The 7720-nt window shown below is 47.3% G+C and carries 5 protein-coding genes; 2 read left to right on the forward strand and 3 right to left on the reverse strand.

What is annotated here, in order from left to right; translation table 11 throughout:
- Positions 1-156 precede the first annotated feature (156 nt).
- Positions 157-849: a two-component system response regulator RppA gene (gene rppA, locus NG833_RS11140; RefSeq protein WP_254565362.1), complete on the forward strand. Its 693-nt coding sequence runs from the start codon at positions 157-159 to the stop codon at positions 847-849.
- 12 nt (positions 850-861) lie between these two features.
- Positions 862-2238, forward strand: a complete 1377-nt coding sequence (rppB, locus tag NG833_RS11145) for a two-component system sensor histidine kinase RppB (RefSeq protein WP_254565363.1) — start codon at positions 862-864, stop codon at positions 2236-2238.
- 101 nt (positions 2239-2339) lie between these two features.
- Here rppB and NG833_RS11150 read toward each other — a convergent pair whose 3' ends face one another.
- From NG833_RS11150 to NG833_RS30385, 3 genes are all read right to left on the reverse strand, one after another.
- Positions 2340-3152 carry an SWIM zinc finger family protein gene (locus NG833_RS11150; RefSeq protein WP_254565364.1) on the reverse strand — a complete coding sequence of 271 codons (813 nt, stop codon included), beginning with the start codon at positions 3150-3152 and terminating at the stop codon, positions 2340-2342.
- Between the two features lie 190 nt (positions 3153-3342).
- Positions 3343-6564 carry a DEAD/DEAH box helicase gene (locus tag NG833_RS11155; protein WP_254565365.1) on the reverse strand — a complete coding sequence of 1074 codons (3222 nt, stop codon included), beginning with the start codon at positions 6562-6564 and terminating at the stop codon, positions 3343-3345.
- 178 nt (positions 6565-6742) lie between these two features.
- Positions 6743-6868 (reverse strand): hypothetical protein, encoded by a 126-nt coding sequence (locus NG833_RS30385; protein WP_256555915.1) that lies wholly within the window; start codon positions 6866-6868, stop codon positions 6743-6745.
- Positions 6869-7720: the final 852 nt, after the last annotated feature.

Here is a 7720-nt window from a genome sequence, read left to right on the forward strand (position 1 = left end):
GCAATGCTTGCGCCCTCCGGACCGGAGGGCGCAAGCATTGCGCCCCTACATATAAGGGGCTACTCCGTTGATCCGTCACTACGAAAGTTTTGGAGGTTTTATTTTTTGGAGTTCCCTTAGCTACAATCAAGCCGATGGTTAATTTCCTCAAGACAGATGAGAATTTTGCTGGTGGAAGATGAGGCGGATTTAGGACAGGCGATTAAGCAGGTGTTAGTGAGTGAAAAGTATGTTGTAGATTGGGTTCAGGATGGGGTGCAGGCTTGGGATTGTCTGGACAGTCAGTGGACGGATTATACAGTGGCGATCGTGGATTGGTTGCTGCCGAAGTTATCTGGGTTACAGTTATGTCAGCGATTGAGATTGCATCAAAATCCTTTACCTGTGTTGATGTTGACGGCGTTGGGACAGCCGGAAAATCGGGTGGCGGGACTGGATGCTGGGGCGGATGATTATTTGGTGAAACCGTTTGTGATGGAAGAATTATTGGCGCGTTTGCGTGCATTACAGCGGCGATCGCCTCAACTGCAACCCCAAACGCTTACGGTGGGTGGATTTACCTTGGATTATGGGAATAATATCCTCAGTTTCGGGTTGAGTCAACCGCCTCAACTGATTCCGTTAACGGTGAAAGAATTTCAACTGTTTGCCTATTTGATGCAAAATTGCGATCGCATTATTTCCGGGAGTAAGATTCGGTATCAACTCTGGGATTTGGATGAGGAACCGATTAGTAATGTAGTAGCGGCACAAATGCGCTTATTGCGGCGCAAGTTAGCCCAGTATGGTTGTCCTTGTCCCATTGAAACTATTCCGGGTCAAGGGTATCGATTCAATACGTCTGAGTGAGTCTCTTGGGGAATGAATAGTCATCAATTATTTCGCCGCAGTCGGTTCCGTCTTGCATTTTGGTATGCCGGGGTAATGGCGGTGATTTTGAGTTTGTCGGGTTTGAGTTTGTATCGATCGCTGATTCAGTCGAGTTGGGATGCAATGGAACGAGAAATGGAATCGATCGCCGGGACATTGCATGATAGTTTAGAACCGATGTTACCGCCTTCGGGGGAAGCGACAACGGTTTTGAAGCGGATTTTGCCGGAACTCTGTGTGGCGGGGGAATCTTGTACTATTAGTCCAACGTTAATTGAACGCCATACGACAGGAATTAGCGATCGCAATACTTACTATATTCGGCTGTTTAATCACCAAGGCAAACTGCTGGCTTTTTCTCCCAATCCTCCCCTAGGCATTTCCCGAACATTCCATCCTGAACCCTGGCAAACGTTTCAGAGTCCGAATGGGATTCGCTATCACCAATTTACGATTATTTTACACAATCACTATCCCAGTGAGTCTTCTTCCCTGCATCATTCTCATCCATCTTGGGGATATTTACAAATTGGCAGAACTTTAGAAGCCTTTGATGGGGAAGTGCAGCGGATGCGATGGATTTTAGGAATGGGATTTTCCATTGCCTTGGGGTTGGTGATGATTTCCAGTTGGTGGCTATCGGGATTAGCCATGCAGCCGATTTACCAGTCGTATCAGCAACAGCAACAGTTTACGGCAAATGCTGCCCATGAATTGCGATCGCCTCTAGCAAGTCTGTTAGCAACGGTGGAGGCAATGTTACGCTTACCCCCCTCAAATCAGTCGGAAATTCCCATCATGCTGCAAACGGTGGAAAGGCAGGGACGGCGGTTGAGTCATTTAATTTCTGATTTACTCTTGTTAACCAGTTTGGAGCAAAATTCATCCCAAATCCCGTTTAAACCTTGCTGTTTAAATGATTTAATCAGTGATTTGACGGAAGAATTTTTAGAGTTAGCAATCCTCGCTGAAGTGCATCTGGTGAGTCATATTCCCGAGGCGGAAATTTATGTGTTAGGACATGAATCCCAGCTTTATCGGTTGGTGTCTAATTTAATTGCCAATGCGATTCAATATACACCGAGTGGGGGTAAAGTTGTGATTGAGTTAACTCGACGCGATCGCCTTGCGGTGATTACTATCAAAGATACAGGGATTGGCATTGCATCGGGGGAACAAACCCGAATTTTTGAACGGTTCTACCGTGTGGATAGCGATCGCAGCCGTCAAACTGGGGGAACGGGATTGGGTTTAGCCATTGTACAGGCGATCGGGCAGAAACATCAAGCGCATCTTGCCGTGGAAAGTCAGTTAGGATATGGTAGCATTTTTAGGGTAGAATTAGCAATTTCTTCGGTTATAAATTAAGGTGAAAAGCTGATACCCTAACCCTATTTTAAACAGTACCCGCAGCGTCAAGCCTGGAGGCTCACAGGACAAAGCCCGCCTGCGCGGGCTAAAAGTTTTATTCATCCATCGCGACTTAATGCTGATAAAATTGCCTGCTGACTCACAGTTTGATAAATGCTTGTTAATGACTGCATCACCGCTTGTCCCGTTGCGGTTGGTTTAATGGGAATCGGTCCTAAAACATCTAACACCGTTTCACTACTGGGTGCCGGGGCAATTACCACTAATCCCGATTCTAACTGGTCGTCATACTGCCAAAATTTATCGACTTTTAGAGGAGATTTATGCAGTTTTGATTTATGTTCTTTTGCTTTAGACTCCGCTGGTTCTGCATCCGTATCCGTACCCCGAGTTTGCCGTAATGCGGCGAGAATTTGAGCTTGGGTGCGTCCCCGTAATTGAAACAATACAAACGGGTCATCACTAAAGCGATCGCCTAACAAGTAATACACTGCTGCAATATGTTTACAGGGATTAGCTTTATCCGGACAGCTACAGCGGGAATTGACTTGTTCGAGGGTAAAAGGAAACAATCTCACCCCATTAGCCGCAAACACTTCTTCAATATTTTGTGGCATTTCCCCCGCCAGAAGTTTGGCAGAAAAAATCGCTCGTTCTGCCATTGTTTGAATCACATAAGTCCAATCTTCATCGGTTAACGGGTCTAACCAAAGAGAAACTTTATAGGGTTCCGGATCCGTTCCTTGAACTTGCGCTAATACCTTTTGCCCTTCAAAGTCGATACTTAAAACATTTCCCTCTCTAGCATAAACTCTAGCTCGTTCCAAACGCTTTTTAAAGCGATAGGAATTAAGCAAATCTAGCCATTGTTGTGTCCACCATTCTTTATCCGGTTGAGTGTAATTGGTCATGATTTTTATGTATGATTTCTGAACAAAACCAAATCTAATTGTCAAAGACTTGCTTTATTTCTTAGCCTGCGTAGGCAGGCTTCGTCCGTATAGCCCCAGGCTTGACGCTGCGGGTTTGGTTGAGTCTTCTTAGCCTGCGGAGGCAGGCTTCGTCCGTATAGCCCCAGGCTTGACGCTGCGGGTTTTGAATTCACTCCTCATCATCATCAATGACAGCATTGCGATCGAGGATGAGTAAGTTCCGCAAATTATCACTATCTAACTCCGCTAACCATTGTTCACCAGCCCCCACAACTTGTTCGGCCAACTCTTTTTTACTCTCAATTAAATCGTGAATTTTCTCCTCTAAAGTGCCGGTACTGATGAATTTATGCACTTGCACATTTTGGGTTTGTCCAATTCTAAATACTCGGTCCGTGGCTTGATTTTCCACAGCAGGATTCCACCAGCGGTCATAATGGAAGACATGATTGGCGCGGGTTAAATTCAAACCGACCCCACCGGCTTTGATGGAGAGTATCATAATCGGTGGTCCTTGGGGGTCTTGTTGGAAGCGATCGACCATTTCTTCCCGTTGATTTTTGCGAGTTCCACCATACAAAAATAGAACTTCTCGGCCTAATTTTTGGGAGAGATAAGGTTGCAGGAGTTTTCCCCATTCGGCAAATTGGGTGAAAATTAAACCCCGATCGCCTTCTGCCAGCATCTCTTCTAGCATTTCCTCTAAGCGCAGCAATTTACCCGATCGCAACGGTTGATTCAGAGTCTTTTCCTTTAAAAACTGCGCCGGATGATTACAAATTTGTTTCAATCTCACCAACAACGCCAAAATCAACCCATGCCGCTGAATCCCTTCGGCAGAATCAATGTCCGCCAGGGTACTATCCACGGTTGCTTGATACAATTTTGCCTGTTCCGCAGACAGTCCACAAAATACCGGATTCTCCTGTTTTTCGGGCAAATCTTGAATGATGGTTTTATCACTTTTGAGGCGACGCAGGACAAAAGGACGAACCAGCGATCGCAATGCCTCCAAGGAATCCGTATCCCCATATTTCTCAATCGGTGTAGCAAATCGCCGTTGGAAAAATTGTCGGGCCCCTAAATAACCCGGATTCAAAAAATCCATAATCGACCAGAGTTCTTGCAGTCGGTTTTCTACCGGGGTTCCGGTTAAAGCAATCCGGAAGGGTTGAGTTTCTTCATCAATCAAATCTCGGACCGCTTTCGACTGTTTCGCCTGGGGATTCTTAATATTTTGGGCTTCATCTAAAATGATGCCATCCCAGGGAATACTTTGCAGTTCTTTTTGGTCGCGATACACCAGAGGATAACTGGTAATGGCTAAATTTTTCCCTTGCAGGGCTTTAGCAAAGGCTTTTCCTTTAGCCCGTTTGTCCCCATGATGGACCATGACTTTGAGTTTGGGTCCAAATTTTTTAATTTCTCGTTCCCAGTTGCCTAAAACTGAGGTAGGACAAACTAACAGGACTGGATTCTCTAATTCTTTTTGGTCTTGCAAATACAGCAAAAATGCAATAGTTTCAATGGATTTACCCAATCCCATATCATCGGCTAAACAAGCGCCTAATCCCCATTTTTGCAAGAAAGCTAACCAACTGACGCCGCGTAATTGATAGGGTCGCAGTTCCCCTTTGAAGTTGGTGGAGACTTCTAAATCTTCTAGCGATCGCTTGTTGGTAATGGTATTCAGCAATTCCTCCAGATGTCCCCCGGCTTCAAATTTAACCACCGGCAGTTTTTCCATGACCTGGGTATCGCCCGTTGCCAACCGCAAGGCATCTTCTAAGGTCAAAGACATCTGATTTTTGCGGGATTTAAAAAAGTCCGTAGCGGCGCGAATATCCTGGTCGCGCAGTTCCACCCATTCTCCGTTAATTTCGACTAAAGGAGAGTTGAGGGCGATTAAACGGTCAAATTCTTTCTTGGAAATAGTTTGTCCGCCAATGGTTAATTCCCACTTAAAATTCAGGAGATTTTGTAATCCTAATCCGCCTTGGGGACGAGTTGGACTATCGGCGCGAACGGATAATCCTAAGCGAGTCGCCCACCCGTCCCGAGGGGACAAACTGTCGGGTAAAATGACACCTAATCCACTATCCTCAAACCGCCAAGTGACGGATTTAATAAAGTGATAGGCTTGTAGCGGGGCGATCGCACAGGATTGGGGAGATTGGGTATCTAAACTCGCTTCCAAGGGCGGAAATAGGCGAGAAGCTAATCCTAATCCCCGCAATAAGGTTTCCTGGGGTTGTTCAATGGTGCGACCTTGATATACAAACTGTTCCACTGGATTGTTCCAGATGGTTTTGGCATCGACTAAACAGTAGGCATCATCCACGGATTGCAAGTAATATTGCAAGGTCCAACGATTATCGCCATATTCTGGGGGGACCAGTTCAAAGGCGGCGCGAAACGGTTGCTGTCCAGCGAGATGGGGGGCAACTGGGGCAGTCCAGGAGGCGATCGCTGATTCAATTTTGGCGATCGCATCCGGTTCCCCAGAAATCATCCCCGCTTCAGAAACCAACCCTTGCAGCCATTCTTTCACCGGCGAGACCAAATTTGGTATCGAATCCTCCCCACTCGCCTTGCGGATGCGAATATCGATGGCATGAGAGAGAAATCCTTGTAACAACTCCTGGGGTTCCGGGGGGAATTGGACGGCTAATTCTTCAGGGTCCCTGAGTTGATAAGTGCGACAGGCAATTGGCATCTGCTTGGTGAAGCGGTTGAGGCGCTTGCGATCGGTGTCGCTATCTAGCAGGGGTTGCCAATGGGCGACTGCCCCTCCGGTGAGAGGGCGTTGGATTTGGGGGAGAAACTTACATCGCGCCTGGAGGTCCAAAGTCCACCGGGCAATGTGGGACCAGAAGCGCAAGTCAGACCCGATAAAGTTGTCTGCTGGGTCGAGGGTCCCCAAGGGGAGGGCGGATAAAAAATCAATGGCATCTGTGGGGGAGAGGCAGAGTCCCTCGACTTGCCAGGGATATAAGGCAAAATCTTCTTCGGAGGGTTGACTTCCGGAATGGAGGGGAATGGGACCCTGAGTGGAACTGAGATCCGTGGGTAGGGCGATCGCCACCTTCTGCCACGGGTCAATCCCTGCCTTTTTGTCGGTCTTCTTTTGTTTTTTCCCTTTGGTGGGAGTCAGGTTCGCCCCCTCGGGTAATTCCCAGGACAGGCGATTTTCTGCGTTTAATCCCTTGATAAACTCGGTTAATTCGGGGGAATTCATAGCTAAAGGATGGGCTAGAACTTTCCCAACATTTGCCGTTTCATCGGGTACAAATCGCCGCCAAGTTTCTCCCCAAATTAATAAATATTCACCGATTTGTTTGCTTTCCGTTGAATCCCCTGATTGAATCCAACTGCCATGTAAAATTGCCATGTCTGTGAAAAATCCTATGACTGACGACTTATTATCAAATGGGTCTGTTTAAAACGGTTGCATTAAATTTTAGATAAAAAAAGAGGGAATTGATAACAGTTGACCCAGGAGGATTGGATGGAACGGCTTGTAATTTTCCGACTGAATTTCAATGCCCGGGAATGCGACTGGACTCAATTTAACATTTTTCGGGCAACCCAGACATCGGATTTAGGGCGATCGCCCCGAGGGACAGGAAGGGGTCAGGGATGGGACTGGGTGCGATCGCCCAAGAAGAACCCCACCCTAACCCTCCCCTTGCCAAGGGGAGGGGACCGGAGGTGCTCTTAAGCGTAAAAAACTACTCTTGTCAGGACTACTTCACCCCAGTCTGAGGGCCAGGTCAGAAGAACCCCACCCTAACCCGGACCTTGGCAAGGGGAGGGGACCGGAGGTGCTCTTATACCAAATTCGGTTGTTAAGAGTCGGTATTCGCTTTTAGCCCGCGCAGGCGGGCTTCGTCCGTATAGCCCCAGGCTTGAGCCTGTGGGTATTTTATAGACCTTTGACAACGGGATTTCGTCTTAAGCTCTTGTAAGGACTACTTCACCCCATTTGGAGGAAGGTTTTTATAGACTTTACTATTCAGCCCGCGCAGGCGGGCTTCGTCCGTATAGCCCCAGGCTTGACGCTGTGGGTTTTTATAGACTCCTGTCCCTGATCCGGTGAAGATTTTACAGGAAAAGCGGGGATTATTCTCTGGGGTTTAAAGCTGCGATCGTGGGCTAAAATGGATCAAAAGGCTTGATCAAGGGGACGAGTTCCCAAAGAAAGCATCTGAGCAGGGGCGGTGGACCCAAAGAAGGAGAGAAGGACTCAAGCCAAAACCGCTGTGCTCATACCGGGCGATATCATCAGGGATCGTGGCCAAGAGATTGCTGTTGGCGGATCAATCCGGCCCCCTGGTTGTGTCTCAGGCGATCGCACTTTAGAAGTGTTACGATTGCCACAGAAAAGAAAAGAGAGCGAATTAGAAGGAATCCCCTGGGATAGAGTAACGCGATCGCCTTCAAAGGGGTCCCTCTATTCAATGGGAGGGACTACATACAACTCAACCAAGAGGGTGCATTGCAGAAACCAAAATGGGGGCTGAAATTTAAAATAGGTTTCTTGCGAC

Source organism: Oscillatoria sp. HE19RPO (assembly GCF_024220515.1).
GTDB lineage: Bacteria > Cyanobacteriota > Cyanobacteriia > Cyanobacteriales > Laspinemataceae > Laspinema.